Consider the following 26595-nt stretch of genomic DNA (forward strand, 5'->3'; position numbering starts at 1 on the left):
AGTCACCTCGGTTTGCCTGCCGCCACGGCAGGCGGAAATTACAGATCGATGTCCACATCGCCGGCCGGCGCGCTGATGCACAGGCGGATCGGCTGGCCCGGTTCGGCGAACAGCGCGCCGTTGCGCAAATCGCGCACCGCGCCGCCGAGCAGGGTGCAGGTGCAGCTGGCGCAGATGCCCTGGCGACAGCCGTGGGCCGGGCGCAGGCCGGCGGCTTCGGCCTGTTCCAGCAGGCTGCGCGCGCTGTCGCCGGTGACCTGCCGGCGGGTGCGGACGAAGCCCAGGCGCACCGTCGCCCCCGGCTCGACAGGGCGCTCGGGCGCGGTAAAGGCCTCCACCTGCAGCGGGCCATGCCAGTGCTCGGCGACCGTCGCGACGAAGCCGGCCGGCCCGCAGGCCAGCACATGGTGCGGCGCCAGCCCCTGCAGGTGCTCGCCGGTAAAACGCCCGCGCAGTGGCTCATCCGCCGCCGGCTGGCCGGTCAGCGCCCAGCGCACGCTGAGGTTCGGATGGCGCGTCATCAGTTGCTGCAGTTCCTCGACAAAAGGCCGCTGACCCTGTTCGCGCACGTAGTGCAGCAGGCTCACGGGCGCGGCAAAGCCCTTGGCCAGGGCCTCGCGCAGCAGGCCGAGCAGCGGCGTGATGCCGCTGCCGGCGGCCAGCAGCGCCACCCCGGCGGAGTCCTGTGGCCAGTGCAGCTCGCCCTGGGCCTGGCCCAGCTCCAGCACGCCGCCGACGGCCAGATGATCGAGCAGGCGATTGGACAGGCGCCCGCCCGGCTGGCGGCGGATCGCCAGTTCGATGCCGCCAGCCGCGCCGACCCGGGTCAGGCTGTAGCTGCGGCTATGGCGCAAGCCGTCCAGCGCCAGGTACAGCTGCACATGCTGGCCGGCGCGCCAGCCGCGGGCGTTGGCGTTGCAGCGCAGGCGCAGCGCCAGCATGTCCTCGGCCACCCACTCGCGCCCCTCGACCCGGGCGAACACCCGGTTCAGGCGCCAGGCCGGCTGCAGCCAGGCCAGCACGGCATCCACCTCGGACTCGCGCAGCCAGCGGCGCGCCGCCAGCCAGCGCAGCGGCTGCAGCAGAGGACTCAGGACACGCGACCAGCTCAGCGGGATCAGGGTCATGGCGGACTCCAGTGAACACTTGTACACAACAATGGCAGAAGCACCATTTGTCAGTCAACACTCGTTCACTGAAATGGCGGTTCGACGCCTGCGAAGCGCATTTGTTAGAGTGCGGCGCAAACCCGCCCCATAGCGAAACACCGAGTCCCCATGTCGCCACGCGCCGCACAGAAACAGCAGACCCGACATGCCCTGATGGATGCCGCGCGCTGCCTGATGGACAGCAACCGCGGCTTCGACAGCCTGAGCCTGCGCGAGGTCAGCCGGGCCGCCGGCATCGTGCCGACCGGCTTCTACCGGCACTTCCACGACATGGACGAACTGGGCCTGGCGCTGGTCGACGAGGTCGATGCCACCTTCCGCGACACCTTGCGCGAAGTACGACGCAACGAGTTCGAGCTGGGCGGCATCATCGAGGCCAGCACGCGGATCTTCCTCGACGCCATCAGCGCCAACCGCAACCAGTTCCTGTTTCTCGCCCGCGAGCAGTACGGCGGCTCGCAGCCAGTGCGCCAGGCCATCGGCCGGCTGCGCCAGCAGATCACCGACGACCTGGCGGCCGACCTCAAGCTGATGAGCCGCATGCCGCACCTGGACGATGCCGCGATCGACGTGGTGTCCGACCTGGTGGTGAAGACGGTCTTCGCCACCCTGCCGGAACTGATCGACCCGCCGGCCGCCTCTCTGCCGGCCCACCTCACCCCGGAAGCCAAGATGGTTCAGCAGCTGCGCTTCATCTTCATCGGCGCCAAGCACTGGCAAGGCCTGGGCCTGGGCCTGGACCGCGCCGAGAGCTAGGCGCACCAAAAAGCAGCGCACCGCCCGACCAGGCACCAAAGCAAGGCGGCGCCAGCCCCCGTAATCAGGCATGCCGCCGCCAACCGCGGGGCCCGTCCGTTCTTGGCAAGCCCCTTGCTCTAGCACCAGCACACTCTCAGGCCGGAAGCCCGCCATGCTGGTGATTCACCACCGCCTCGAACCCCAGCCGCATTGGGACGAAGAGCTGCACCTGACCTTCGATGCCCGCAGCAAGAGCCGCCTGCGCTGCTTCAGTGCAGCCGGTGAAGACGTCGGCCTGTTCCTCGAGCGCGGCCAGCCGCCGCTGCGCGATGGCGACTGCCTGCGCGCCGCGGACGGGCGCATCGTGCGGGTCTGCGCGCGTCCGGAGGCGCTGCTGCACGTCACCTGCGCCAACGCCTTCGAACTGACCCGCGCCGCCTACCACCTGGGCAACCGCCATGTCGCCCTGCAGCTGGGCGACGGCTGGCTGCGCCTGCTCGACGACTATGTGCTCAAGGCCATGCTCGACCAGCTCGGTGCCAGCACCTGCCCCCTCGAGGCGGCGTTCCAGCCGGAGCATGGCGCCTACGGCGGCGGCCATCACCACTCGCACGCGGGCGACGCCGACTTCAATTACGCGCCGCGCCTGCACCAGTTCGGCGTGCGCCCATGAACCAGGCCTGGGCGCCGCTCCGCCTGGCCAGCGCGCAACAGCCGCATGGCCTGCCGGTTACCGCCCATGAATAACGCCTGGGCGCTCCTCAGACTGGCCAGCCCGCAGCTGCCGATCGGTGGCTACAGCTACTCGCAAGGCCTGGAGCTGGCCGTCGAGCAGGGCCTGGTCGACAGCCAGGACAGCGCCGCGCGCTGGATTGCCGATCAGTTGCTGCTCAACCTGGCGCGCTTCGAGGCACCGCTGCTGCTGGCCCATTGCACGGCCGCCGCCAGCGGCGACTGGCAGGCCCTGGCCGAGCTGGCCGAGCAACACCACGCCAGCCGCGAAACCCGCGAGCTGGCCCTGGAAAGCCGGCAGATGGGCTACTCGCTCAAACAACTGCTCGACGGCCTGCCGGAACTGGATCAGGCCGCCCGCGATTTCCTCGCCGGACCAGGCGAAATCGGCCTGGCACCCGCCTGGGCCCTGGCCGCCCGCGCCTGGCAGATCGAGCCGCAGGATGCCCTCGCCGCCTGGCTGTGGGGCTGGCTGGAAAACCAGCTGGCGGTGCTGATGAAGACCCTGCCGCTCGGCCAGCAAGCCGCCCAGCGCCTGACCTCGCACCTGCTGCCCCGGCTGGAGCAGGCACAGCGCCAGGCCAGCGCACTCGAACCCGCCCACTGGGGCAGCGCCGCCTTCGGCCTGGCCCTGGCGAGCATGGCGCACGAGCGCCAGTACAGCCGTCTATTCCGCTCTTGATAAGGAAGCATCCATGAACAGCCAACCCCTGCGCGTCGGCATCGGCGGCCCGGTCGGTTCCGGCAAGACCGCCCTGACCCTGGCCCTGTGCCTGGCCCTGCGCGAGCGCTACAACATCGCCGTGGTCACCAACGACATCTACACCCAGGAAGACGCCCAGTTCCTGGTGCGCAACCAGGCCCTGGCGCCGGAGCGGATCATCGGCGTGGAAACCGGCGGCTGCCCGCACACGGCGATCCGCGAGGACGCCTCGATCAACCTGGAGGCGGTCGACCAGCTCAACCGGCGCTTCCCCGGCCTCGACCTGATCATCGTCGAATCGGGCGGCGACAACCTCTCGGCCACCTTCAGCCCCGAGCTGTCGGACCTGACCCTTTACGTGATCGACGTCTCCGCCGGCGACAAGCTGCCGCGCAAGGGCGGCCCGGGCATCTGCAAGTCCGACCTGCTGGTGATCAACAAGGTCGACCTGGCGCCGATGGTCGGCGCCTCCCTGGAGGTGATGGACCGCGACGCGCGCAAGATGCGCGGCGACAAGCCCTTCGTGTTCAGCAACCAGAAGGTCGGCCAGGGGCTCGACCAGATCATCGCCTTCATCGAACGCCACGGCATGCTGACTGCCGCCTGAACCACCGCAAGGAGCCCGCCATGAACCTGCGTAAAAGCCTGTATGCCCTCGCCCTGTTCCTCACCCCGGCCGTGGCCTTCGCCCATCCCGGCCACGACCAGGCCGGCCTGCTGGCCGGCCTGAGCCACCCGCTGCTCGGCCTCGATCACCTGCTGGCGATGCTCGCCGTCGGCCTGTGGGCCGCCCAGCAACGGGGCGCCACGCGCTGGGTGCTGCCGCTGGCCTTCGTCGCCAGCATGCTGCTGGGCGGCCTGCTCGGTTTCGCCGGCCTGCGGCTGCCGCTGCTGGAAACCGGCATCGCCGGCTCGGTGCTGGCCTTCGGCCTGCTGGTGGCCGTGGCCGCGCGCCTGCCGCGGGCCATGGCGCTCGGCCTCACCGGCCTGTTCGCCCTGAGCCACGGCGTGGCCCACGGCCTGGAGCTGCCGGCACTGGCCAGCCCCTGGACCTACGCCGCCGGCTTCGTCGCCGCCACCGGTGCCCTGCACGCCGGCGGCTATGCCCTGGTGCGCTACCTGCCGCAGGCGGCGGCACCGCTGGTGCGCCTGGCGGGCGCCGCCACGGCCGGCGCCGGGGTCTGGCTGCTGGCTGGTTGATGGAAGCCGGCGCTATCGCCACGATCGAGACAATCAACCGATCACCTGCGCCGGGAGCGACTAGGCTGCAACTGTAGCCCCCAGGAGATCCACCCATGTCGCTCAGCAGCCTGCTGCACCACCTGTTCGCCGCCTACGCCGCCGGAGCCAGCGGCAACTGCCCGGACGAACACGCGCTGATTTGAACCGTGGCCCTGCCAAGGTCTACCCTGTGCGCCATTTCGCCCACAGGAGCCTTGCATGAGCCTCAAGTCCGTCTGCGTGTTCTGCGGTGCCAGCACCGGCAGCAACCCGCTCTACCGTGAAGCCGCCGTCACCCTCGGCCGCACCCTCGCCGAGCGTGGCCTGACCCTGGTCTATGGCGGCGGAGCCGTGGGCCTGATGGGCGTGGTGGCGGACGCGGCCCTGGCGGCCGGCGGCCAGGTCATCGGCATCATCCCGCAGAGCCTGGAGCGCTCGGAAATTGGCCACAAGGGCCTGACCCGCCTGGAAGTGGTCGACGGCATGCATGCCCGCAAGGCGCGCATGGCCGAACTGGCCGACGCCTTCATCGCCCTGCCCGGCGGCCTCGGCACCCTGGAGGAACTGTTCGAGGTATGGACCTGGGGCCAGCTCGGCTACCACGGCAAGCCGCTCGGCCTGCTCGACGTCAACGCCTTCTACCGGCAGCTCAGCGGTTTCCTCGATCACCTGGTGGCCGAAGGCTTCGTCCGCGCCCCGCACCGCGGCATGCTGCAACGCAGCGAGGCGGCCGGCGAGCTGCTGGACCGCCTGGCCGCCTGGCAGCCGGACGTGGCGCCGAAGTGGGCCGCCAGCACGCCAACCTGAAGCCGGTCACAGACCTGCGCCTGACAGCCCGGCGGGCGCATGATACATAGAAGGCCCTCTCAGCACGGATGCCGAAGCCATGCCCCTGCTCGCCCTGTTACTCATCGCCTGCCAGGTATTCTGCGGTCTGCACGTGGTGCGCAGCGGCCAGGAGCGCTACTGGATCTACCTGATCATCGCCCTGCCCGGCCTCGGCTGCCTGATCTATGCCCTCGGCATCATGCTCCCGGACCTGCTGCGCAGCCGCCGCGGCCGCCGCGCGGTGAATCGGCTGCACGATCGCCTCGACCCCGAGCGCCACCTGCGCGCCCTGCGTAACGACCTGGCGATCAGCGACACCCGCGAAACCCGCGTACTGCTCGCCGACGAGCTGCTGCGCCTGGGCCAGGCCGCAGAGGCCGTCGAGCACTACCGCGCGGCCCTGCGCGGCATCCACGCCCATGCCCCGGACATCCTCCTCGGCCTGGCCCGCGCCCAGTTCGCCCACGGCGAGGCCGCAGCCTGTCGCCTGAGCCTGGAACAACTGCGCGAACACAACCCCGACTTCCGCAGCGCCGACGGCCACCTGCTGTATGCCCAGGCCCTGGCGCAGCAGGGCGAGGTGCTCAAGGCGCAAGAGGAATACCGCGCCCTGCTCGGCTACTTCGCCGGCCCCGAGGCACCCCTGCATTACGCCCTGCTGCTCAAGCAGCTGGGGCGCAGCCGCGAGGCGCGCGAGTTGCTGGAACAGATCGACGGCTACGCCCGCCGCGCGCCCAGGCACTACCGCAACCTGCACCAGGCCTGCCTGGCGCAGGCGCGCAGCGAACTGCAGGAGCTGCGCAGGCCGCTCGACCAGCAGGCCTGACCCGCCGCCAGCGAGGGCCCGTCAGGCGTTCGGCGCCTGCTGCATGATCACCACCTGCGCCGGCATCGGCGCCGGGAAGCCGGCCTCGCCCAGGGCATCCTTGAGCACCTTGTTGCTGTCGAAATAGACCTGCCAGTAGTGGTCGTTATGGCAGTAGGGGCGTACCGCCAGCACCGGGCCGACCAGGTTGAACTCGAGGATTTCCACATCCACCGCGGGCGTGGCCAGCACGTTGTCGATGGCGGCGATGCGCTGCTTGAGCAGGGCCACCGCCGCCTTCCAGTCCGCCGCGCCGGACAGCTGGGCCTGCAGGTCGACCCGGCGGAAGGCGTTGTGCGAATAGTTCTGGATGTTGTCGCTGAAGATCTTGTTGTTGCCGACCAGGGTCAGCACGTTGTCCGGGGTGTTGATCGCCGTGGCGAACAGGCCGATCTCGGTCACCGTGCCGGTGACCCCGCCAGCCGAGATGAAATCGCCGACCTTGAACGGGCGCAGGACGATGATGAAGCCGCCGGCGGCCAGGTTGGCCAGCAGCCCCGACCAGGCCATGCCGATGGCCAGGCCGACCGCAGCGATCAGCGCGGCGAAGGTGGTGGTCTGCACGCCGAAATAGCCGAGGATGCCGATCACCAGAATGATGTTGAGGGTCACGGTGATGAAGGAGCCCAGGTAGCGCAGCACGGTCGGGTCGACCGACTGCTTGCCCAGGGCCTTCTGCACCAGGCCGACGGCAAAGCCGATCAGCCAGCGGCCGATCACCCAGAAGGCGATGGCCGCGAGAATCTTCACGCCGAACGCCGCGCCATACTGGGCGACCAGGTCGAGCAGTTGATTGGCCTTGGCGGTTCCGGCGCTGAGCAGGGCGTTATCTTCCATGGCGGCATTCCTGTAGAAAGTGACTGACCCGGAAAACGCTAGCACGCCCCGCCAGAATTACCCGCCAGGCCCCGCCAAAGCACCGAAAAGGGGCAGCGCAGACGGCTCGGCAAGGCAGATTGCCATCGTATACACTGCAGCAGCTCCCTTGCTCTTGGCCTCGTCCATGACGTACCTGCGCCCGCTGCTGTTCGCCCTGCTCACCGCTCTGGCCCCCGCCCTGGCTCACGCCGGCAGCCAGACGTTGCGCCTGCTCGCCTGGCCCGGCTATGCCGACCCGGACCTGGTGGCCGAGTTCGAGGCCCTGCACGATGTGCAGGTCGAGGTGACCCTGGTCGGCAGCGACGACAAGCTGCGCAGCAAGCTGGCGGAGAACCAGGGCGGCAACTACGACCTGATCGCCGCCAACACCGCGGAAATCGAGTACTACATCGGCCGCCACCTGCTGCAACCGCTGCAGCCGGCGCGCATCGCCAACACCACCCGCCAGCTCTGGCGCTTTCGCGACTACCCGAAGATTCCCGGCATCATGGCCGCCGGCAAGGTCTACGCGATCCCCTACACCTACTCGGACATGGGCCTGATCTACGACCGCCAGCAGTTCGCCGAGCCGCCCACCTCCATCACCAGCCTGTGGGACCCGCGCTACCGGGGCCGCGTGCTGGCCTTCAACGCCAGCAGCCACAACTTTTCCCTGGCCAGCCAGGCCCGCGGCCGCGACCCGTTCAACATCGCCGCCGAGGACTTTCCCCTGGTCACCGAGCAACTGATCGCCCTGCGGCGCAACGTGCTGACCTTCTATGCCCTGCCGGAGGAGGCCGCCAGCCTGTTCCGCGAGCATCGGGTGGCCCTGCTCTTCGCCAACTACGGGCGCCAGCAACTCAAGCAGCTGCGCGATGCCGGCGCCGATGTCGGCTACGTGATCCCGCGCGAAGGCGCCCTGGCCTGGCTCGACTGCTGGGCGATCAGCCGCGGCGTGCGCGACGTGGCGCTGGCCGAGGCCTGGATCAACTTCACCCTGGAAGCCCACGTCAGCCGCGCCCTGACCGAGCGCCAGGGGCTGTCCAACACCCTGGAAGAGCCGAGCGGCACCGACAAGCCTGGGCAACTGATCTGGCTGCGCCCGGTCGAGGACGACGCCCGCCGCGCCGCGCTGTGGCAGCGCATCCTGTCCGGCGAACGGCCGCCGCTGCAGGAGGCGCCATGAAGTTCGGCATCGCCTTCAAGCTGGGCGCCCTGCTGGCCCTGTTCGGCATCCTGGTCTCCGGCCTGACCGGCTACTACTCCTACCACAACAGCCGCGGCCTGCTGCTCAAGGCCGCCGAACGCGACCTGCTGACGGCCGCCCAGGTGCTCGGGCGCAACCTGCGCAGCAGCATCGAGGGGGTTTCCCGCGACGCCCTGCTGCTGGCCAGCGTCGCCCGGGTGCGTGACCTGCCGGCCGGCGCCAGCCAGATCGAACGGGAACACGTGGCAGGCGACCTCGGCGAGCTGTTCCGCTCGCAGCTCAAGGTGCACCCCGAGTACGTGCAGATCCGCCTGATCAGCGCCGCCGACCACGGCCTCGAGCAGGTGCGGGTGGACCGCGACGGCGAGCGCCTGCTGCAGATCGACGGCAGCCAGCTGCAGGAGAAGGGCCACTACGCCTATGTGTTCGACACCCTGCGCCTGCAGCCCGGCGAGGTGCGCCTGTCGCCCATCGTGATCAACCACGAGCAGGGCGCGCACTCCAGCCAGGACCGGCCGACCCTGCACGTCTCCACGCCGGTGGCCGACAGCGCCGGCAAGGTGGTCGCCCTGATCGTGATCAACGTCGACCTCGCCGAGCTGTTCGCCCAGCTGCAAGGCGACCTGCCCGAGCAGTACCGGGTGTACCTGAGCAATCGCTGGGGCGATCTGCTGATCCACCCGCAGCACAACCGCACCTTCGGCTTCGACCAGGGCCGGCGCTGGTTCATCCAGGACGAGTTCCCCGAAGTCGCCCCGCTGCTGGCCGACAACGGCCGCGACAAACTGGTCACCCGCAGCGCCGAACGGGCGCAGCGCGAGCCGCTGGTAGCGGCCTTCGTGCGCCTCTCGGTCAACCCGCAGAGCGCCGAGCGCTTCGTCATCCTCGGCCTCGGCCTGCCGCAGAGCCATGTCCTGGCCGAGGCCAGCGGTCTGGGGCAGCGCATCGCCCAGGTGGTCCTGCTGTTCAGCCTGCTAGCCCTGCTGGTCGCCGTATTCGCCTCGCGCGCCATGACCAGCCCGCTGAAGCTGATGAACCAGGCCGTGCAGCGGTTCTCCCGGGAACGGCGGATCAGCGAGCTGCCGCGCCGCCAGGACGAACTGGGCCAGCTGGCGCACAGCTTCCGCCAGATGCAGGAGGAGATCCTCAGCCACCTCGACGAGCTGACCCGCAGCCGCAGCGCCCTCGAACACCTGGCCCGGCACGACCCGCTGACCGGCCTGCCCAACCGCCGGGTGTTCTTCGAACGCCTCGAGCACGCCCTGGCCACCTCGCGGCGCAGTGGCAAGCAGCTGGCCGTGCTGTTCGTCGACCTCGACCACTTCAAGCAGCTCAACGACAGCCTCGGCCACAGCCTCGGCGACCACGTGCTGCAGGCGGTGGCCAACCTGCTGCGCTCGGCCACCCGCGAGAGCGACACGGTGGCGCGCCTGGGCGGCGACGAGTTCGTCATCCTCTTCGAGGCGGTCGAAGATCCCCAGCAGATCGTCGCCATCCTGGAAAAACTGCACGACCGCTTCCAGCTGCCCATGCTGATCGACGGCCACGAGGTGCGGGTCCAGGCGAGCATGGGCGTCAGCCTGTTCCCGCGCGACGGCGACGACATCGAGGCCCTGGTGCAGCAGGCCGACCGCGCCATGTATGCGGCGAAGAACGCCGGGCGCAACACCTACTCGTTCAACCTCGGCGACACGCCGAACTGACCTCGCCCCTGCCCAGCGGCTATGCTGGGCCTATGCCCAACCAACCTCTGCAGTGTGGTGTTTCGGTGATTCCACTCCTGGTCTGTGACGACTCCGCCATGGCGCGCAAGCAGCTGATCCGGGCCCTGCCGCCCGAGTGGCCGGTGCGCATCAGCCAGGCCACCCAGGGCGAAGAGGCCCTGGCCGCGATTCGCCAGGGCCTCGGCCAGGTGGTGCTGCTCGACCTGACCATGCCGGTGCTGGACGGCTACCAGGTGCTCGCCCGGCTGCGCGCCGAAGGCCTGCACAGCCGGGTCGTGGTGGTTTCCGGCGATGTCCAGGCAGAGGCCTTGCGCCGCGTGCAGGAGCTGGGCGCGCTGGGTTTCATCAGGAAGCCGGTGGCCACCGAGGAACTGCGCGCCACCCTGATCCGCCTGGGCCTGTTCCACCCGCCGGCGCTCCCCGAAACGGCGCCGCCGCGGGCCGAACCGGCGCTCCGGGTCAACTTCCGCGACGCCCTGCGCGAGGTCAGCAACGTCGCCATGGGCCGCGCCGCCGCCCTGCTGGCGCGGGTGCTGAAGGTGTTCGTGCGCCTGCCGATCCCCAACGTCAACATCTTCGAGGTCAGCGAACTGCACATGGCCCTGCTCGACGCCCAGCGCGGCGAACGCCTGAGCGCGGTGTGCCAGGGTTTCATCGGCGACGCCATCGCCGGCGAGGCGCTGCTGCTGTTCCACGACTCGGAAACCGCCGACATCGCCCGCCTGCTCGACTGGCAGCCGCAGGGCGAGCGGGATACCTCGGAGATGCTCCTCGACCTGGCGAGCATCCTCATCGGCGCCTGCCTGTCCGGGATCGCCGAACAGATCGACGTGCGCTTCTCCCAGGGCCACCCGCAGCTGCTCGGCCAGCACGCCTCCATCGAGCAACTGATCAGCCTCAACCAGCGGCGCTGGAAGCAGACCCTGGCAGTGGAGATCAGCTACGGCCTGGAAGGCCACGCGGTGCACTTCGACCTGCTGCTGCTGTTCACCGAAGACTCGCTGCCGCGCCTGACCCAGAAAATCCACTACCTGATGGAGTAGCCATGCCGGCGCAGATCGATATCAAAGAAGTGCATTGGCTGCTCGACATCGTGCAGTGCCTGGATGTCGGGGTCATAGTGCTCGACCGCAGCTACCGCATCGAGGTGTGGAACAGCTTCATGGAGAACCACTCCGGCCTGGGTGCCGACACGGTGCAGGGGCGTTGCCTGTTCGAGCTGTTCGGCGAAATCGACGAACCCTGGCTGCGGCGCAAGGTGGAAACCGTGGTGCAACTGGGCACCCGCGCCTTCAGCCTGTGGGAACAGCGCCCCTACCTGCTGCACTTCAAGAGCTACCAGCCAATCACCGGGCAGGCCGACTTCATGTACCAGAACGTCACCATCCTGCCGCTGGCCGCTGCGCTGGGCGAGATCGAGCATGTCTGCGTGATGCTCTACGACATGACCGATGCGGCCATGCACAAGCTCGGCCACCCAGCCACGTAAGCACGGCGCCACGGCCGCTTTGTAGGGTGCGCCGCGCGCACCAACGACCACGCAAGGGCCCCGGTGCGCAGGGCGCACCCTACGCGGGCAGGTCGCTCAGGGCTTCTTCTTCGGCTTGCCGCCGAAGCTCGGCGCCTTGCGCACCGCTCTGACCACGGGGGCGGCCGGTTCCTCGCTTTCCAGCCACTTGCCCAGGCCGGCCTTGCCGCCGACCACCTTGGGCTTCTTCGGCTTTTTCGGCTTCTTCAGCACCTGGCCGCTGGCGTCGGTCTGCGGCACCCGGTGATCCGGCTCGAAGCCCGGCTCGTCGACCCGGCGCAGGGTCTGGCGGATCAGCACCTCGATGGCCGACAGCAACTGCACCTCGTCGGCGCACACCAGCGACACCGCCTGGCCGCTGGCGCCGGCACGACCGGTGCGGCCGATGCGGTGCACGTAGTCCTCGGCGACGATCGGCAGGTCGAAATTGACCACCAGCGGTAGGTCGTCGATATCCAGACCGCGCGCCGCCACATCGGTGGCCGCCAGCACCCGCACCTCGCCGTCCTTGAAGCGCTGCAGGGCGCGCAGGCGCGACGGCTGCGGCTTGTCGCCATGGATCGAGTCGGCGGCGATGCCCTCGGCCAGCAGCAGTTTCTCCAGCTCGTCGACGCCCTTGCGCGTCTTCACGAACACCAGCACCTGGTCCCAGCGCTGGCTGCGGTAGAGGTGCAGGAACAGTTCGCTCTTGCGCTTCTTGTCCACCGTCACCAGCCACTGCTTGACGCTCTGCGCCGCGGCATTGCGCGGGCTGACCTCGACGCTCAGCGGGTCGTGCAGCAGCTCCTTGGCCATGCTGCGGATGGCTTCGGAGAAGGTCGCGGAGAACAGCAGGGTCTGACGCTTCTTCGGCAGGGCGCAGAACACTTCGTCCAGCTCGCGGGCGAAACCCAGGTCGAGCATGCGGTCGGCTTCGTCCAGCACCAGCACCTGCAGCTGGTTGAACTTCACCGCGTTCTGCCGGTACAGGTCGAGCAGCCGGCCGGGGGTGGCCACCAGCAGGTCGATGCCCTTGCGTAGCTTCATCATCTGCGGGTTGATGCTGACCCCGCCGTACACCGCGTAGGTACGCAGCGGCAGGTTCTGCCCGTACTGCAGGATGCTCTGGTGCACCTGTTCGGCCAGCTCGCGGGTCGGCACCAGCACCAGGGCACGCACCGAGTTGCTCGCCACCTGGCCGCCTTCCATGGTCAGTTTTTGCAGCAGCGGCAGGGCGAACCCGGCGGTCTTGCCGGTGCCGGTCTGCGCCGCGGCGAGCAGGTCGCGGCCCCTGAGCACGGCGGGGATCGCCTCCTTCTGCACCGGCGTCGGGGTGCGGTAGGCGAGGCTGTCGAGGGCGCGCAGCAGGGGGTCGATCAGGCCGAGGGCGGCGAAAGTCATGGCAGGTAACCGGCAAGAGGAGGAACAGGGCGCAAGTTTACCTGCTGCGCACGCTCAGGGCCCAGCTAATGGCTAGCGGGCTACGCCTTGAGCAGGGCGCGCACCTTGGCCGCCGAGAGCTTCTGCAGGCCGCACAGGTAGGCATGGCTGACTTCGGCCACGCCATGCTCGCGCAGGCGCCGGGCCAGCAGCAGGGTCAGGTTGGCCGCCATCTCCGCATCGGCCAGCGCGCGGTGGGCCTGGCCGGTGTCCGGCAGGCTGGCCCAGCGATTGAGGTTGCCCAGCTTGTGGCTGGGCGCCTCCGGCAGCAGGCGCCGGGCCAGCAGCAGCGAGCAGGCGAACTCCTGGCTGCGCCGGCGGCGCAGCAGGGCCAGCTCGGCATCCCAGAACTTCGCGTCGAAGGCGGCGTTGTGCGCCAGCAGCGGCGTGGCCCCGACGAAATCGGCCACCTCGCCCATCACCTGGGCCACCGGCGGCGCGCTGCGCACCATGGCATTGCTGATGCCGGTGAGCTGCTCGATGAACGGCGGAATCCAGGCCCCGGCATTCATCAGGCTCTGGTAGCGCTCGACGATCCGGCCACCCTCGATGATCGCCACGCCGATCTCGGTCGGCCGGGCATTCTGTGCCGGCGACATGCCGGTGGTTTCAAAGTCGATTACGGCGATACGGTCAAGCATCCAGCATCCTCAGTTCTTCAAGAGCAGCGCGCCCTCAACCGGCACATAGCGGTCGGCGGCGCGGATCAGCGAGTTGGCGGTCAGCCCGGGCACGCCATACACGCAGCTGCTCACCCCGTGGGCGCTGCGCAGTTTGTCCAGCAACAGGTCGAAGTCGCCGTCGCCGGAAGCCAGCACCACTTCGTCGACCCGCGGCGCGGCGTCCAGCACGTCGATGCAGATGCCCACGTCCCAGTCGCCCTTGGCCGAGCCGTCGCTGCGCTGGATAAAGGGTTTCAGGCGTACCTGGAACCCCAGGTTACGCAGGATCTGCTGGAACTGGCGCTGCTTGGCGTCGCCGCGGTCGATGGCGTAGGCGTAGGCTTCGACGATCTGCCCGCCGGCGCTGACCTCGGCCCACAGGGCGGCATAGTTGAAGTGGCAGCCATGGGCCTGGCGCACGGTGTAGTAGAGGTTCTGCACATCGGCGAACAGAGCGATTTTCTTCACGAGGGGACCTGCAGGAAAGGCGGCGGCCATTATGCGTCAGCCAGTAGCGATGCGCGTCATGTTCGCCGGCCCCGGTCATCGGCTAAAGTAAAAGTTGAAGTACTGCCGCGAAATCCGCCATGAACCCACTCAGCGTCCTGCGCGATTCATTCATCTTCTTCAGCCGCAACCTGCACAGCATCGCGCCGCTGTGCCTGCCGCTGATCGCCGTGGAGTGCCTGCTGCGCGCCGTGGTCAGCGGCCTGGTGCCGGCCGCGCACTCGCCCACCTACGAGCTGCTGGTCGGCCTGGTGATCTACCCGCTGTACAGCGCCGCGTTGATCCTGTTCCTCGACGCGCGCAGCCAGGGCCGCCGGCCGAGCCTGCGCAACCTGCTGGCGGCCAGCGCGCTGCTGTGGCCGAGCTTCGCCGTGCTGGCCGGGCTGAGTACCCTACTGATCATGCTGGCCGCCAGCGCCTTCGTGCTGCCGGCGCTGTGGGTGATGGTCAAGCTGGCCTTCGCCGAATACCTGCTGGTGCTGCGCGGGCTCACGCCGCTGCAGGCCATGCGCGAGAGCTTCATGCTGACCATCGGCCACTTCTGGTCGCTGCTGGCCTGCGTGCTGCTGGTGATCGTGCCGCTGTGGCTGCTCGACGACTGGACCCTGCAGCTGCTCGGCGAACAGCCGGATGCGGTCGGCAGCCTGCTGCTGGACATCCTCAACGGCTTCCTCCAGCTGTTCTCCACGGTGGTGCTGTTCCGCTGCTTCATGCTCTGCACGCCGCAGCCGGCAGAGGAAAGCCAGAGCAGCTAGGCTAGCCAGAACTGTTTATCCAGGGAGGAACACGCATGTCCGCCAGCAACCCGAGCATCCTGTCGCACGTGTCCATTGGCACCAACCGCTTCGAGCAGGCCGTGGCCTTCTACGACCAGGTCCTGCCGACGCTGGGCTGCAAGCGCATCCTGGCCCATCCCGGCGCGGTGGCCTGGGGCCGCGAGTACCCGGAGTTCTGGGTGCAGACGCCGATCGACGGCCAGCCGGCCAGCGTCGGCAACGGCAGCCACTTCGGTTTCGTCGCCCCGGACAAGGCCTCCGTGCAGGCCTTCTACGCCGCCGCCCTGGAGGCCGGCGCCAGCCCCGACGGCCCGCCCGGTCCACGCCCGGACTATGGTGAGCCCTACTACGGCTGCTTCGTGCGTGACCTCGACGGACACAAGATCGAGGCGGCCTACTGGGACATGGAGCAGGTCTACGAGCTGTACATCGAGCCGCACAACCACTGACACCGGCTTCAGGCTAGCCGCAGGGTGCGCCGTGCGCAGCGGGGCAATGTGCGGGCCTGTTGATGCGCACGGCGCACCCTACGCGAGGCTGGACTGGCCAAGGTGCCCCGCCTTAGCGGCTGGAACCCGGCTTCAAGCCGGACAGGCGCGGCAGCAGCACCCGCTCGAACAGGCGCGGGAAGAAACGCGCCAGCAGGCGCGCCCGCCAGTTGACGTTGGACAGCACCAGCAGGCGCCGGCGGCGCAGGGCGCCGCGGTAGATGGACTCGGCGACATCCTGGGCGGAGGCCACCTTGCCGATCGCCAGCGGCGGTTGCTGGGCCATCGAGCCGTCGCCGACCAGGGCGTTCTTGCGCAGGTCGGTGGCGGTAAAGCCGGGACAGACCAGCATCACATTCACCCCCGAACCCTTGAGCTCGGCGCGCAGGGTCTCGAACAGGCCGTGCAGGGCATGCTTGCTGGCGTTGTAGGCGCTGCGGTAAAGCAGCGGGGCGAAGCCGGACAGCGAGCTGAGCACGATGATCTGCCCGCGCCGCGCCACCAGGCTGGGCAACGCGGCCTTGGTGCAGTGCACGGCGCCGAAGTAGTTGACCGCCATGACCCGCTGGAGCACCGCCAGCTCGGTCTCGGCGAAGGTGCTGCGGTGGGTGATGCCGGCATTGTTGATCAGCACATCGATGCCGCCGAAGCGCTCGCAGGCCTGGGCCACCGCCTGCGCCACCGCCGCCGCATCGGCCACGTCGCAGCACAGGCCGATGGCCTCGCAATTGAGGTTGTCGCGCAGGTGCTGCAACAGGCTGTCGAGCTCCGCCTGCTGCAGATCGAGGATCACCAGGCGCGCGCCGGCCTGGGCCAGGCGCATGGCCAGGGCACGGCCGATGCCGGCACAGCCGCCGGTGATCAGCACCACCTTGCGTTCGAAAACCTTGCTGGCGAATACCTTGCGATACATACGAGCCCCCCATGGTTCTGCAAGCTGCCGCCGCTCAATCGAACAGGCGAGCAGCAACAGCTTATGCGCTACAGATCGTTATGCGTACCGTCGCACAGCGGCGGCGTATGGCTGTGCTTGCAGCCACAGAAAAACAGGGTCTCGCTGCGCTCGGCATGCAGCTTCAGCGGCCGCAGGCCGGTGCCCTGATGCGAGCCGTCACAGAACGGCTGCTTGGCGCTACGCCCGCAGCGACACCAGAAGTAATCCTGCCCGGCGCAGACATCCACCGCGTAGGGGCCTCGTTGCGCGATCCGTACCTCGTCCATTGGCGTCCTCCTCGGTGGCTGCGGGCATGCCCGGGCGGCGCATCTCGGGTATGCTCGGGCACTTTCAGCATAGTCCAGCCCGGCCGATGACCCTGCCCCGCCCCCTGCGCCTTCTCCTGCTCGGCCTGCTGAGCAGCGCCACCGTCCTCGCGGCGCTGGTCTACAGCCTGACCTGGCACCCCGCCGCCCGCGAGCCGGCGCAGCTCGCCTGCCCGGCCAGCACGCCGCTGCTGCAGCCCGGCCAGGCGCTCAAGGTGATGACCTGGAACGTGCAGTACCTGGCCGGCAAGCGCTACGTGTTCTGGCACGACCAGGCCGGCGGCCGCGACCTGCGCCCGACCGCCACCGACCTGGCCTACAACCTCGACGAAGTGGCGCGGGTGATCCGCGACGAACAGCCCGACCTGGTGCTGCTGCAGGAACTGCACGACGGCGCCCGCGCCAGCGACTACCAGAACCAGCTGCAGCTGCTGCGCGAGCGCCTCAACGACCTCTACCCGTGCAGCGCCGCGGCCTTCTACTGGCAGGCGGCATTCGTGCCGCACCCGCAGATCATGGGCAGCGTCGGCATGAAGCTGGCCACCCTCAGCCGCGTGCGCATCGCCCGTGCCGAGCGCCTGCAGCTGCCGCGCCTGCGCGGCAACCCGCTGAGCCGCCAGTTCCAGCCGCAGCACGCCTTGCTCGCCAGCTACCTGCCGCTGGCCAACGGCCAGGAGCTGGCGCTGATCAACACCCAGCTGGCCGAACCCAGCGCCAGCGGCGACGATGCCGCCCGCCAGGTGGCGATGACCGGCAGCCTGCTCGACCAGCTGGAAAGCCAGCGCACGCCCTGGCTGCTCGGCGGCGACCTGAACCTGCTGCCGCCCGGCCAGTACCAGCGCCTGGCTCCCCGGCAGCGCCGGCATTTCCAGCAACCCAGCGAGCTGGCCCCGCTGCTGGCGCGCTACCCGAGCATCCCCACCACCCAGGAAGCCACGCAACCGGCCTGGTACACCCAGCACCCCAACGACCCCGAGCTGCCCGCGGCCGATCGCACGGTCGACTACCTGCTGCACAGCCCGCGCCTGGTGCGCCTCGACGCGCGGGTGCGGGATGCCGATACCCTGGGCATTTCCGACCATCGCCCGCTCAGCGCCCGCCTGCTGCTGCCGCTCGACTGACCGGTCACCCCGACGACTGGACAAAGCCCGCGCCGGCCTCCATGCTCAGGCTGAATCGTCATTCGCAATAACAACAAGACGGCCGCAGAGCCGCGAACTAGACAATGCCAAGATCGCTTTTAGTTGTTCTGCTGAGCTTCCTCTGCTGCGCCTTCGCGCAGGCACAAACCGGCGAAACCCTACGCCCGGTAACCGTAGGCTATTACGAATTCCCCCCCTACTCCTGGACCGGCCGCGACAGCCAGCCGCGCGGCAGCGTGCTGGCCCTGACCGAACGCCTGCTGCGCCATGCCGGCTACCGCGGCGTCTACCGCTCGCTGCCCGGCGCGCGCCTGTATGCCGGCCTGCAGGACGGCAGCGTGCAGCTGTGGCCCGGCGCCGGCGGCAAGAGCGAGCTGGCCGGCCACACCCTGGAGGCGCGCAATCACTTCGGCGAGATCAACCTGGCCCTGTACTACCGCCAGGACACCCCGCCGCCGCAGATCCCCGGCGACCTGGCCGGGCGCGGGATCATCCTGATCAGCGGCTACAGCTACTGGAAGCAGGTCAACGACATGCTCGGCGACCCCAGCCTGGGCCTGACCACCCACCGCACCAGCACCCACTCGGCCGCCCTGGAAATGCTTCTGCGCAAGCGCGGCGACTTCCTCATCGACTACCAGAGTCCGGTGGAACAGGCGCGCAAGGAGCTGGGCATCGCGCCGCTGCCCTTCACCGTGCTGCAGCACCTGCAGCTGCGCCTGATCGCCTCGCGCCACAGCGTCGGCAGCGCCGAGCTGCTGGAGAGCCTGGACCGCGCCTACGAGGAACTGCAGGCCGCCGGCGCCGACCTCGACCTGCAGTAGCCGTCACTTGCGCGGCTTGGCCCGCGCGGTCGGCTCGGCGATCAACGGGTCGTCCGGCCAGTAGTGCTTGGGGTAGCGGCCCTTGAGGTCCTTCTTCACCTCGCCGTAGGTATTGGCCCAGAAGCTGGCCAGGTCCTGGGTCACCTGCACCGGGCGGCGCGCCGGCGACAGCAGGTGCAGCTTGAGCCCCAGGCGCCCGCCGCCGATGCGCGGCGTGGCGGCCAGGCCGAACAGCTCCTGCAGGCGCACCGCCAGCACCGGCGGCTCCTCGCCGTAGTCGATGGCGATCCGCGAGCCGGACGGCACCGTCAGGCTGCGCGGCGCCAGTTCGTCCAGGCGCTGCGGCAGCGGCCAGGGCAGCAGGCCGGCGAGAATGCCGGGCAGGTCCAGGCTGGCGAAGTGGCTGAGCCGGCTGACCTTGCCCAGGTAGGGCAGCAACCAGTCCTCCAGGCTCGCCAGCAAGGCCGCATCGCTGACGTCCGGCCAGTCGCTGTCCGGCTTCTCGGCCAGGTCGAGGCGGCGCAGCAGCGCCACCCGCGCCTGCCACTGGCGCAGTTCGGCCGTCCATGGCAGCAGCTCCAGGCCCTTGCGCCGCACCAGGCCGAGCAGGGCGCGGGCGCGCGCCGCCTCGTCGAGCTGCTGCAGCGGCTCGCGGCTGAGCACCAGCTCGCCGACCTTGCGCTGGCGCTCGGCGCGCAGCACGCCCTCGCGCTCGTCCCACTCCAGCTCCTCGCGGCTGCTGACCTGCTCGGCCAGCACCGTGTCGAACAGCACCGGGTCGAGGTCGGCCGCCAGGTAGATGCGCTCCTCGCGCTGGCCCTGGCGACTGCCGAGGTCGGCGATCACCAGCCACTCGTGTTTCATCAGCGCATCCGGTTCGCCGAACTGGGCGGCGCGGCCGTTGGCCAGGCGATAGTCGCCGCCCCCGGCGCGGCGCTGGCGGGCGACCCGGTCGGGGTAGGCGAAGGCCAGCAGGCAGCCGAGCCAGCGCGGGTGCTCGGGATCGGCCACGGCCTCACGCGCCGGGCCGCGCAGGTAGCCACGGAACTGGCGGGCCAGCTGGCGCGCCCGTTGTACCCCACCTTTAGCGCCGCGCTGGGCCTGCTCCGCACCGCTGAGCAGGGCGATGCGGCTGTGCAGGTCGGCGCCGGCGCCGCGCAGGATGTCGCGCTCGCCGAGCAGCGCGGCCAGGTCGCAGGCCAGCGTGCCGAGGCCCAGGGCCTGGCCGCGCAGCAGCAGATGGGCGATGCGCGGATGGGCCGGCAGTTCGGCCATGGCCTGGCCATGGGTGGTGAGCACGCCGCGTTCGTCGAGGGCGCCGAGGCGGGTCAGCAGGTCGCGGGCCTGGGCAAAGGGCGCGGCCGGCGGCATGTCGAGCCAGGCCAGCTCGTGCGGCTCGACGCCCCAGCGCGCCAGCTGCAGGGCCAGCCCGGCCAGGTCGGCCGCGAGGATTTCCGCGTTGCCGTAGGCGGCCAACTGCTCGTGCTGGGCCTGCGACCACAGGCGATAACACACCCCCGGTTCGAGGCGCCCGGCGCGACCGGCGCGCTGGGTGGCGCTGGCGCGGGAGATGCGCTGGGTGTCCAGGCGGGTCATGCCGCTGGCCGGGTCGAAGCGCGGCACCCGCGCCAGGCCGGCATCGACCACCACGCGCACGCCGTCGATGGTCAGGCTGGTCTCGGCGATATTGGTCGCCAGCACCACCTTGCGCTTGCCCGCCGGCGCCGCCTCGATGGCCGCGCGCTGGGCGGCCAGGTCCAGCTCGCCGTGCAGCGGGCAGAGCAGGATCTCGCCGCGCCCGCTGAGGGCCTCGGCCAGCTGCTCATGCACCCGGCGGATCTCGGCCTGGCCGGGAAGGAACAGCAGCAGGCTGCCCGGCTCGTCGGCCAGCGCCTGCAGCACCGTCTGCACCACCCGCGGTTCCAGCCACTCGCCGGGCTGGAACGGGCTACCCCAGCGGATGTCCACCGGGTACATGCGCCCCGCACTGGACACCACCGGCGCCTCGCCGAGCAGGCGCGACAGGCGCTCGCCCTCCAGGGTGGCCGACATCAGCAGCACCTTCAGCGGCGGCTCCTCGCGCAGCAGCTCGCGGCCGTTGAGGCACAGCGCCAGGGCCAGGTCGGCGTCCAGGCTGCGCTCGTGGAATTCGTCGAAGATCACCAGGCCGACGCCGTCCAGCGCCGGGTCGTCCTGCAGGCGGCGGGCGAGGATTCCTTCGGTCACCACCTCGATGCGCGTGCGCGGGCCGACCTTGCTCTCCAGGCGGATGCGGTAGCCGACCGTTTCGCCGACCGGCTCGCCCAGTTCGCTGGCCAGCCGCTCGGCGGCGGCACGTGCCGCCAGCCGCCGCGGTTCGAGCATGAGGATGCGCTGCCCGGCCAGCCAGGGCTCGGCGAGCAGGGCCAGCGGCACGCGGGTGGTCTTGCCGGCGCCCGGCGGCGCCTCCAGCACGGCCTCGTGGCGTTCGGCCAGGGCGGCGCGCAGGGCCGGCAGTACGGCATCAATGGGTAAGGGGGTCATCGCGGCTCCGAAGCAAGGCGCCGATTATAGAGGAGCCGGCCACTGAACCGAGCACTGCCTGGCGTGGTCTGCAAAGGGGCCATCCAACTGCAATGGCGGGCTTGGTATAGTGCCGGCTGATTTTCTGGAGGTGCGTATGCGCTTGAGTTCCCGTGTCATCGGTGGCGTTCTGGTCGCCAGCCTGTTCAGCCAGCTGACCGCCTGTGGCAGCATTTTCTTTCCCGATCGGCGCGGCCAGATCGAAGGCCGCATCGACCCGCTGGTGGCCGGCCTCAACGCCATCGGCCTGCTGTTCTACGTGATCCCCGGGCTGATCGCCTTCGGCATCGACTTCGCCACCGGCGCCATCTACCTGCCGGCCGGCCAGTACTCGGTGGCTCCCGAGCAACTGCAGGACGCCATCGGCGCCGACGGCCAGATTGATCAGGCCAAGCTCAAGGCCATCATCCTGCGCGAGACCGGCCAGGACCTGCCCCTCGACGACCCGCGCCTGATCCAGCACAGTGGCAGCAGCGCCCAACTGGCCGCCTACGGCCTGCGTCCGGAGGCCTGATGCACAACGTGCTCGCCAATCATCTGCAACGCCTGCTGGCCTATCACGGCTGGGCCTACGCCCGCCTCTGCGGACAACTGGCGGGCCTCAGCGAGGAGCAGTACCGCGCGCCCTGCGGGCTGTTCTTCGGCAGCATCCACGGCACCCTCAACCACCTGGCGGTGGCCGACCGCCTGTGGCTGGCCCGCGCCCGCTTCGAGGTGCATCCGTTCGACCGCCTGGATGTCGAAGTGGCCAGCGAACTCGGCGCCCTGGAAAACTACCTGGAGATCGGCGTCGCCGGCTGGCACGACCTGCTCCACGACCTGGAGGACGCCGACCTGCTGGCCCCCATCGCCTACCGCAACCTGGCCGGCGAACAGCAGCTGCGCCCGCTGACGGACATCATCACGCACCTGGTCAACCACGGCACCCACCACCGCGGACAGATCAGCGCCGCGCTGACCGCCATGGGCCAGCCGGCTCCCGTGCTGGATTACCTCTACGCCCTGCCCGAGCTGCCATGAGAATCGACCCGCAACACGCCCGCCTGCTGCGCCTGGCCACCTCTACCGCGCTGGCGGTGGCCCTGATCCTGGCCCTGGCCAAGGCCGTCGCCTGGTGGCTGAGCGGCTCGGTCAGCCTGCTCGCCGGCCTGACCGACTCGCTGCTGGACGGCGCCGCCTCGCTGCTCAACCTGCTCGCGGTGAACTACGCCCTGCGTCCGGCCGATGCCGACCACCGCTACGGCCACGGCAAGGCCGAGGCCCTGGCCGGGCTGGGCCAGGCGCTGTTCATCGGCCTCAGCGCGGGGCTGGTCGGGGTGCACGGGGTCGAGCGCTTCCTCAACCCGCAGCCACTCAGCACGCCGACCCTCGGCGTGCTGGTGATGCTCGTCTCGCTGCTGCTGACCGCCGCCCTGCTGGCCTTCCAGCACCGCGTGGTGCGGATCACCGGCTCCACGGCGATCCGCGCCGACTCCCTGCACTACCGCTCGGACCTGCTGCTCAACGGCAGCATCCTGCTGGCCCTGGTGCTGGCCAGCTTCGGCTGGACCCAGGTAGACGCGCTGTTCGGCATCGCCATCGCCTTCTTCATCCTGTGGAGCGCCGTGGGCATCGCCCGCGAGGCCTGCGCCGTGCTGATGGACCAGGAGCTGGCCACCGAGCTCAGCGAGCGCATGCTCCTGCTCGCCTGCGGCGTGGACGGCGTGATCGGCGCCCACGACCTGCGCACCCGCCGCTCCGGCATGCACTGGTTCGTCCAGCTGCACGTGGAGATTCCCGGCGAACTCAGCCTGCAGCAGGCCCATGAACTGTGCGAGCAGGTGGAAAACGCCATCCGCGGCGAATTCGCCCAGGCCGAGGTGCTGGTGCACGCCGACCCGCTGGATGTGGTCAAGCGCTGACACCGCGCCTGCGCGAACCCGGCGCCGGCAAATTGCAGGCAAGAAAAAGGGGAGGCCCATGGCCTCCCCTTTTTCTTGTCCGGCACTCGCGCTGGTGGCGCAGCTTTCCTCGCCCGCCTGGTTGGGCGGTGCGGACCCGGGAGCCTGCGCGATCCGGTAGGACCGCCGGCGCCGCGGCACCTGATTGGGCGCCGCGGGTGGACATCAACGTCCGGGCCATGAAACTGGGGAGAAGCTTAACGCTCAGGGCGCGACCAAGGATTGCGAATATTGCTCACAAAAGCATTACTTGCGCAATTTTCACTCACTGATAGAGTGATAGGCGCAATTTGACAACAAGGAAGCCATGGAATGAACAAGCTCGACCGCTACGACCTGCGCATCCTCGCCGAATTGCAGCGCGACGCGCGCATCTCCAACCAGGAGCTGGCCGAGCGCATCGGCCTGTCGCCCTCGCCCTGCTCGCGGCGGGTCAAGCAACTGGAAGACGACGGCTATATCGTCCGCCAGGTGGCCCTGCTCGATCGCAAGAAGCTCGGCCTGAGCCTCACCGCCTTCGTCCTGATCGGCATGGACCGCCACACCCCGGAACGCTTCGAACACTTCCAGGCGGTGATCCGCCAGTGCCCGGAGGTGCTCGAATGCAGCCTGGTAACCGGGATGGACGCCGACTACCAGCTCAAGGTGGTGGTGCCGGACATGGACCACTACCAGAAATTCCTCCTCGGCCAGCTGACCCGCATCGAGGGTGTGACCAGCGTGCGCTCCAGCTTCGTCCTCGATCAGGTACTGGCCAGCACCGAGCTGCCGCTCGAGCACCTGCGCGAGTGACGCGCACGGGGCCGACCAAGGTCTGCTGCCAGCTCGGCCGCAGGCGCGTATAATCGCCGCCCGCTGTCTATCCCAGCCATTGCCGAAGAGGTCGCCGTGGAAACCGAAGAGTTCGAAGCCCTGATGATGTACGTCCTGGTTGGCGGGCTGATGGTGTTCATGGCCTTCATCATCTGGGACCTGGCGAAGAAGTCCAAGGCCGGCCGCCTGGGCACCGCCGTGCTGTTTCTCGGCCTCGGCCTGTGTCTGTTCGGCTTTGCCGCCAAACCGGTGATCACCTACATCATCGAGGTGGCCCGGGGCATCGAGTAGTCCGCCCCGCGCAGCCCCCCACTATTGAGCGCGCTGACCGCAGCCCCCGGCTGCGGCGCCGTCGTTATTCGCTGTTCAGGAGTTTCAATGAAAGCCACCGATCTGGTCATGCAGAGTTATGGACGTTGCTGCGCCAGCGCCACCTTCTTCGACGATTTCTATCGCCACTTCCTCGCCAGCTCGCCGCAGGTGCGCGACAAGTTCACCAACACCGACATGCCGGCCCAGAAGCAGCTGCTGCGCCAGGGCATCCTCAACCTGGTGATGTACGCCCGCGGCATGCCCGACACCAAGCTGCGCGCCCTCGGCGAAAGCCATGCGCGCGGCCGCCTGGACATCCGCCCGGAACTCTACGACCTGTGGCTGGACGCCCTGCTGATGACCATCGCCGCCCACGACGGCCAGTTCAGCGAAAGCATCCGCAGCGCCTGGCGCGAGGTGCTGAACAAGGGCATCGGCGTGATCAAGTCCGGCTACTGAGCCGCGTTTTCCCAGCGCCGCTCAGTCCAGCCGGGGCGGCAATTCGCGCCACTGTCCCGGCTCCAGCCCCTCCAGGCTCCAGGGGCCGATGCGCACGCGCACCAGGCGCAGGGTCGGCAGGCCCACGGCGGCCGTCATGCGCCGCACCTGGCGGTTGCGCCCCTCGCGAATCACCAGCTCCAGCCAGGCCGTCGGCACGCTCTTGCGAAAGCGCACCGGCGGGTGGCGCTCCCACAGTTGCGGCTCCTCCAGCCGGCGCGCCTCGGCCGGCAGGGTCGGCCCGTCGTTGAGCTGCACGCCCTCGCACAACTGGCGCAACTGTTCCTCGCTCGGCTCGCCCTCCACCTGCACCCAGTAGGTCTTGGCCAGCTTGTGCCGGGGGTCGGCGATCTGCGCCTGCAGGCGGCCATCGTTGGTCAGCAGCAGCAGGCCTTCGCTGTCGCGGTCCAGGCGCCCGGCCGGGTAGACGCCGGGCACCGCAACGAAATCCTTGAGGGTGGCGCGGCCCTGCTCGTCGTTGAACTGGGTCAGCACGTCGAACGGCTTGTTCAGCATCAGCAGGCGCGGCGCGGCCGGCGGCGCCTTGGCCACCCGCCGCGGGGCCGGTTTGCCGGCGGGGCGCGGCGGGCTGTGGGGACGGGTTGGACGCGGCATGCGGATTCCAGGCGGAGGAAAAAGAGCGCCAGTTTACCCGAGGCGTAGCCCGCATCATCAGCCCGGCTGATGGACCACCCGCCGGACGCCGACAACGACTAAGCTGCTCGGGTCGCCTTATCTGTCCGAAGGATTCCCCATGAACAGCGAACTCGCCAGCTTCACCGGCTGGGCCGCCACCGCCGCCGGCGCGCCCCTCGAACGCCACCAGTACGATCCGGGCCCGCTGGGCGCCGAGGAAGTCGAGGTGGCCGTGGAATACTGCGGCATCTGCCACTCCGACCAGTCGATGATCGACAACGAGTGGGGCAATGCCCGCTACCCCTTCATCCCCGGCCATGAAGTGGTCGGCACCATCGTCCGCCTGGGCGAGCAGGCGCGCGGCCTCAAGCTCGGCCAGCGGGTCGGCATCGGCTGGTACAAGGGCAGCTGCATGCACTGCGGCTCGTGCATGGAAGGCTCGCACCAGCTGTGTGGCAAGGTGCAGCCGACCATAGTCGGCAGCCACGGCGGCTTCGCCGATCGCCTGCGCGCCCATTGGGCCTGGACCATCCCGCTGCCGGACGGGCTCGACCCGGCGCTGGTCGGCCCGCTGTTCTGCGCCGGCTCCACGGTGTTCGCCCCGCTGCTGGAATTCGACGTCAAGCCCACCGACCGGGTCGGCGTGGTCGGCATCGGCGGCCTCGGCCACCTGGCCCTGCGCTTTCTCAATGCCTGGGGCTGCGAGGTCACCGCCTTCACCTCCTCGCTGAACAAGCAGGAAGAAGCCAAGCGTCTGGGCGCGCACAAGGTGGTGGCGTCCACCGACAGCGCCGCGCTCAAGGCCATTGCCGGCAGCCTGGACTTCCTGCTAGTCACCGCCAGCGCCGACCTGGACTGGAATGCGCTGATCGGCACCCTGGGCGGCAAGGGCCGCCTGCACTTCGTCGGCATCGTGCCGAGCGCGATCCCGGTGCACGTGTTCAACCTGATCCCGCGCCAGCGCAGCCTGTCCGGCTCGCCGGTCGGCTCGCCGGCGAGCATGGCGACCATGCTCGAATTCTGCGCCCGCCACCAGATCCTGCCGCAGGTCGAGCACTTCCCGATGAGCCAGGTGAATGCCGCCATCGACCACCTGCGCGCGGGCAAGGCGCGCTACCGCGTGGTTCTGGACGCCAGCCGATGACAAAGGGGGCTGTTTGGCGGCATGCTCGGCCCGACGTTC

31 protein-coding genes are annotated in these 26595 nt (G+C 69.4%); 22 read left to right on the forward strand and 9 right to left on the reverse strand.

Annotated features, from left to right (window positions below):
- Positions 1-38: 38 nt before the first annotated feature.
- Positions 39-1127 carry a ferredoxin reductase gene (locus tag F3I62_RS08620; RefSeq protein WP_160489233.1) on the reverse strand — a complete coding sequence of 363 codons (1089 nt, stop codon included), beginning with the start codon at positions 1125-1127 and terminating at the stop codon, positions 39-41.
- A gap of 150 nt (positions 1128-1277) precedes the next feature.
- Between F3I62_RS08620 and fabR the strand changes: the two genes are divergently transcribed.
- From fabR to F3I62_RS08655, 7 genes are all read left to right on the forward strand, one after another.
- Positions 1278-1925, forward strand: coding sequence for an HTH-type transcriptional repressor FabR (gene fabR, locus F3I62_RS08625; protein ID WP_160489235.1), 648 nt, complete (start codon positions 1278-1280; stop codon positions 1923-1925).
- A 154-nt stretch (positions 1926-2079) separates the two neighbouring features.
- A complete protein-coding gene (ureE, locus tag F3I62_RS08630) occupies positions 2080-2580 on the forward strand; it encodes an urease accessory protein UreE (protein WP_160489236.1) in 501 nt (166 codons plus the stop codon).
- Between the two features lie 66 nt (positions 2581-2646).
- Entirely contained in the window at positions 2647-3321 is a 675-nt protein-coding gene (locus F3I62_RS08635; protein ID WP_160489237.1) for an urease accessory protein UreF, read from the forward strand.
- 13 nt (positions 3322-3334) lie between these two features.
- Complete coding sequence (gene ureG, locus F3I62_RS08640; protein WP_160489238.1) at positions 3335-3949, forward strand: urease accessory protein UreG; 615 nt, start codon at positions 3335-3337, stop codon at positions 3947-3949.
- A gap of 20 nt (positions 3950-3969) precedes the next feature.
- Positions 3970-4542, forward strand: a complete 573-nt coding sequence (locus F3I62_RS08645; RefSeq protein ID WP_160489239.1) for a HupE/UreJ family protein — start codon at positions 3970-3972, stop codon at positions 4540-4542.
- 240 nt (positions 4543-4782) lie between these two features.
- Positions 4783-5370: a TIGR00730 family Rossman fold protein gene (locus F3I62_RS08650; protein ID WP_160489240.1), complete on the forward strand. Its 588-nt coding sequence runs from the start codon at positions 4783-4785 to the stop codon at positions 5368-5370.
- A gap of 79 nt (positions 5371-5449) precedes the next feature.
- On the forward strand, positions 5450-6217 hold the full coding sequence (locus tag F3I62_RS08655) for a tetratricopeptide repeat protein (RefSeq protein ID WP_160489241.1): 768 nt from the start codon (positions 5450-5452) through the stop codon (positions 6215-6217).
- Between the two features lie 21 nt (positions 6218-6238).
- Here the strand turns inward: F3I62_RS08655 and F3I62_RS08660 are convergent, their stop codons facing one another.
- Positions 6239-7093, reverse strand: a complete 855-nt coding sequence (locus tag F3I62_RS08660) for a mechanosensitive ion channel family protein (protein ID WP_160489242.1) — start codon at positions 7091-7093, stop codon at positions 6239-6241.
- A gap of 166 nt (positions 7094-7259) precedes the next feature.
- Between F3I62_RS08660 and F3I62_RS08665 the strand changes: the two genes are divergently transcribed.
- The 4 genes from F3I62_RS08665 (at position 7260) to F3I62_RS08680 (ending at position 11534) form a co-directional block, all read left to right on the forward strand.
- A complete protein-coding gene (locus F3I62_RS08665) occupies positions 7260-8300 on the forward strand; it encodes an extracellular solute-binding protein (protein WP_160489243.1) in 1041 nt (346 codons plus the stop codon).
- Positions 8297-10024 carry a diguanylate cyclase domain-containing protein gene (locus F3I62_RS08670; protein WP_160489244.1) on the forward strand — a complete coding sequence of 576 codons (1728 nt, stop codon included), beginning with the start codon at positions 8297-8299 and terminating at the stop codon, positions 10022-10024. The genes F3I62_RS08665 and F3I62_RS08670 overlap by 4 nt, the downstream gene beginning before the upstream one ends.
- Positions 10025-10089: 65 nt before the next feature.
- Positions 10090-11088 carry a response regulator gene (locus F3I62_RS08675; RefSeq protein WP_160489246.1) on the forward strand — a complete coding sequence of 333 codons (999 nt, stop codon included), beginning with the start codon at positions 10090-10092 and terminating at the stop codon, positions 11086-11088.
- Between the two features lie 2 nt (positions 11089-11090).
- Positions 11091-11534: a PAS domain-containing protein gene (locus tag F3I62_RS08680; protein WP_160489247.1), complete on the forward strand. Its 444-nt coding sequence runs from the start codon at positions 11091-11093 to the stop codon at positions 11532-11534.
- Positions 11535-11630: 96 nt separating this feature from the next.
- Here the strand turns inward: F3I62_RS08680 and F3I62_RS08685 are convergent, their stop codons facing one another.
- The 3 genes from F3I62_RS08685 to F3I62_RS08695 all read right to left on the reverse strand — a co-directional run bounded on the left by F3I62_RS08685 (position 11631) and on the right by F3I62_RS08695 (position 14152).
- Positions 11631-12953 carry a DEAD/DEAH box helicase gene (locus tag F3I62_RS08685; RefSeq protein WP_160489249.1) on the reverse strand — a complete coding sequence of 441 codons (1323 nt, stop codon included), beginning with the start codon at positions 12951-12953 and terminating at the stop codon, positions 11631-11633.
- Positions 12954-13033: 80 nt separating this feature from the next.
- Positions 13034-13633 (reverse strand): PolC-type DNA polymerase III, encoded by a 600-nt coding sequence (locus F3I62_RS08690; RefSeq protein WP_160489250.1) that lies wholly within the window; start codon positions 13631-13633, stop codon positions 13034-13036.
- 9 nt (positions 13634-13642) lie between these two features.
- Positions 13643-14152, reverse strand: coding sequence for an NYN domain-containing protein (locus tag F3I62_RS08695; RefSeq protein WP_178122502.1), 510 nt, complete (start codon positions 14150-14152; stop codon positions 13643-13645).
- An 89-nt stretch (positions 14153-14241) separates the two neighbouring features.
- Here F3I62_RS08695 and F3I62_RS08700 point away from each other — a divergent pair, with 89 nt between their 5' ends.
- Positions 14242-14916 (forward strand): YciC family protein, encoded by a 675-nt coding sequence (locus F3I62_RS08700; protein ID WP_160489253.1) that lies wholly within the window; start codon positions 14242-14244, stop codon positions 14914-14916.
- A gap of 35 nt (positions 14917-14951) precedes the next feature.
- On the forward strand, positions 14952-15386 hold the full coding sequence (locus tag F3I62_RS08705; protein WP_160489255.1) for a VOC family protein: 435 nt from the start codon (positions 14952-14954) through the stop codon (positions 15384-15386).
- Positions 15387-15498: 112 nt separating this feature from the next.
- On the opposite strand, the gene F3I62_RS08710 is transcribed toward F3I62_RS08705, so the two are convergent.
- Both F3I62_RS08710 and F3I62_RS08715 read right to left on the reverse strand, forming a co-directional pair.
- Positions 15499-16338 (reverse strand): SDR family oxidoreductase, encoded by an 840-nt coding sequence (locus F3I62_RS08710; protein ID WP_160489257.1) that lies wholly within the window; start codon positions 16336-16338, stop codon positions 15499-15501.
- Positions 16339-16406: 68 nt separating this feature from the next.
- Complete coding sequence (locus tag F3I62_RS08715) at positions 16407-16646, reverse strand: CDGSH iron-sulfur domain-containing protein (RefSeq protein ID WP_160489259.1); 240 nt, start codon at positions 16644-16646, stop codon at positions 16407-16409.
- Positions 16647-16738: 92 nt separating this feature from the next.
- Between F3I62_RS08715 and F3I62_RS08720 the strand changes: the two genes are divergently transcribed.
- Together F3I62_RS08720 and F3I62_RS08725 are read left to right on the forward strand one after the other, a co-directional pair.
- Positions 16739-17806: an endonuclease/exonuclease/phosphatase family protein gene (locus F3I62_RS08720; RefSeq protein ID WP_178122505.1), complete on the forward strand. Its 1068-nt coding sequence runs from the start codon at positions 16739-16741 to the stop codon at positions 17804-17806.
- 104 nt (positions 17807-17910) lie between these two features.
- Positions 17911-18651, forward strand: coding sequence for an ABC transporter substrate-binding protein (locus F3I62_RS08725; protein WP_160489261.1), 741 nt, complete (start codon positions 17911-17913; stop codon positions 18649-18651).
- A gap of 3 nt (positions 18652-18654) precedes the next feature.
- On the opposite strand, the gene hrpB is transcribed toward F3I62_RS08725, so the two are convergent.
- A complete protein-coding gene (hrpB, locus tag F3I62_RS08730; RefSeq protein WP_160489262.1) occupies positions 18655-21174 on the reverse strand; it encodes an ATP-dependent helicase HrpB in 2520 nt (839 codons plus the stop codon).
- Between the two features lie 136 nt (positions 21175-21310).
- Here hrpB and F3I62_RS08735 point away from each other — a divergent pair, with 136 nt between their 5' ends.
- The 6 genes from F3I62_RS08735 to F3I62_RS08760 all read left to right on the forward strand — a co-directional run bounded on the left by F3I62_RS08735 (position 21311) and on the right by F3I62_RS08760 (position 24737).
- Positions 21311-21727: a polyribonucleotide nucleotidyltransferase gene (locus F3I62_RS08735; protein ID WP_160489263.1), complete on the forward strand. Its 417-nt coding sequence runs from the start codon at positions 21311-21313 to the stop codon at positions 21725-21727.
- Positions 21727-22233, forward strand: a complete 507-nt coding sequence (locus tag F3I62_RS08740; RefSeq protein WP_160489264.1) for a DinB family protein — start codon at positions 21727-21729, stop codon at positions 22231-22233. Before F3I62_RS08735 ends, F3I62_RS08740 begins: the two co-directional genes overlap by 1 nt.
- A complete protein-coding gene (locus F3I62_RS08745) occupies positions 22230-23114 on the forward strand; it encodes a cation diffusion facilitator family transporter (protein WP_160489265.1) in 885 nt (294 codons plus the stop codon). The genes F3I62_RS08740 and F3I62_RS08745 overlap by 4 nt, the downstream gene beginning before the upstream one ends.
- Positions 23115-23465: 351 nt before the next feature.
- Complete coding sequence (locus tag F3I62_RS08750) at positions 23466-23945, forward strand: Lrp/AsnC family transcriptional regulator (protein ID WP_160489266.1); 480 nt, start codon at positions 23466-23468, stop codon at positions 23943-23945.
- Positions 23946-24041: 96 nt separating this feature from the next.
- Complete coding sequence (locus F3I62_RS08755) at positions 24042-24257, forward strand: DUF2788 domain-containing protein (protein ID WP_160078482.1); 216 nt, start codon at positions 24042-24044, stop codon at positions 24255-24257.
- Positions 24258-24344: 87 nt separating this feature from the next.
- Complete coding sequence (locus F3I62_RS08760; RefSeq protein ID WP_160489267.1) at positions 24345-24737, forward strand: globin; 393 nt, start codon at positions 24345-24347, stop codon at positions 24735-24737.
- Positions 24738-24758: 21 nt separating this feature from the next.
- Here the strand turns inward: F3I62_RS08760 and F3I62_RS08765 are convergent, their stop codons facing one another.
- Positions 24759-25328 (reverse strand): pseudouridine synthase, encoded by a 570-nt coding sequence (locus F3I62_RS08765; protein ID WP_160489470.1) that lies wholly within the window; start codon positions 25326-25328, stop codon positions 24759-24761.
- A gap of 202 nt (positions 25329-25530) precedes the next feature.
- Here F3I62_RS08765 and F3I62_RS08770 point away from each other — a divergent pair, with 202 nt between their 5' ends.
- Positions 25531-26556, forward strand: coding sequence for an NAD(P)-dependent alcohol dehydrogenase (locus F3I62_RS08770; RefSeq protein ID WP_160489268.1), 1026 nt, complete (start codon positions 25531-25533; stop codon positions 26554-26556).
- The last annotated feature ends 39 nt before the right edge of the window (positions 26557-26595 follow it).

It is taken from the genome of Pseudomonas sp. R-28-1W-6, assembly GCF_009799925.1.
GTDB lineage: Bacteria > Pseudomonadota > Gammaproteobacteria > Pseudomonadales > Pseudomonadaceae > Aquipseudomonas.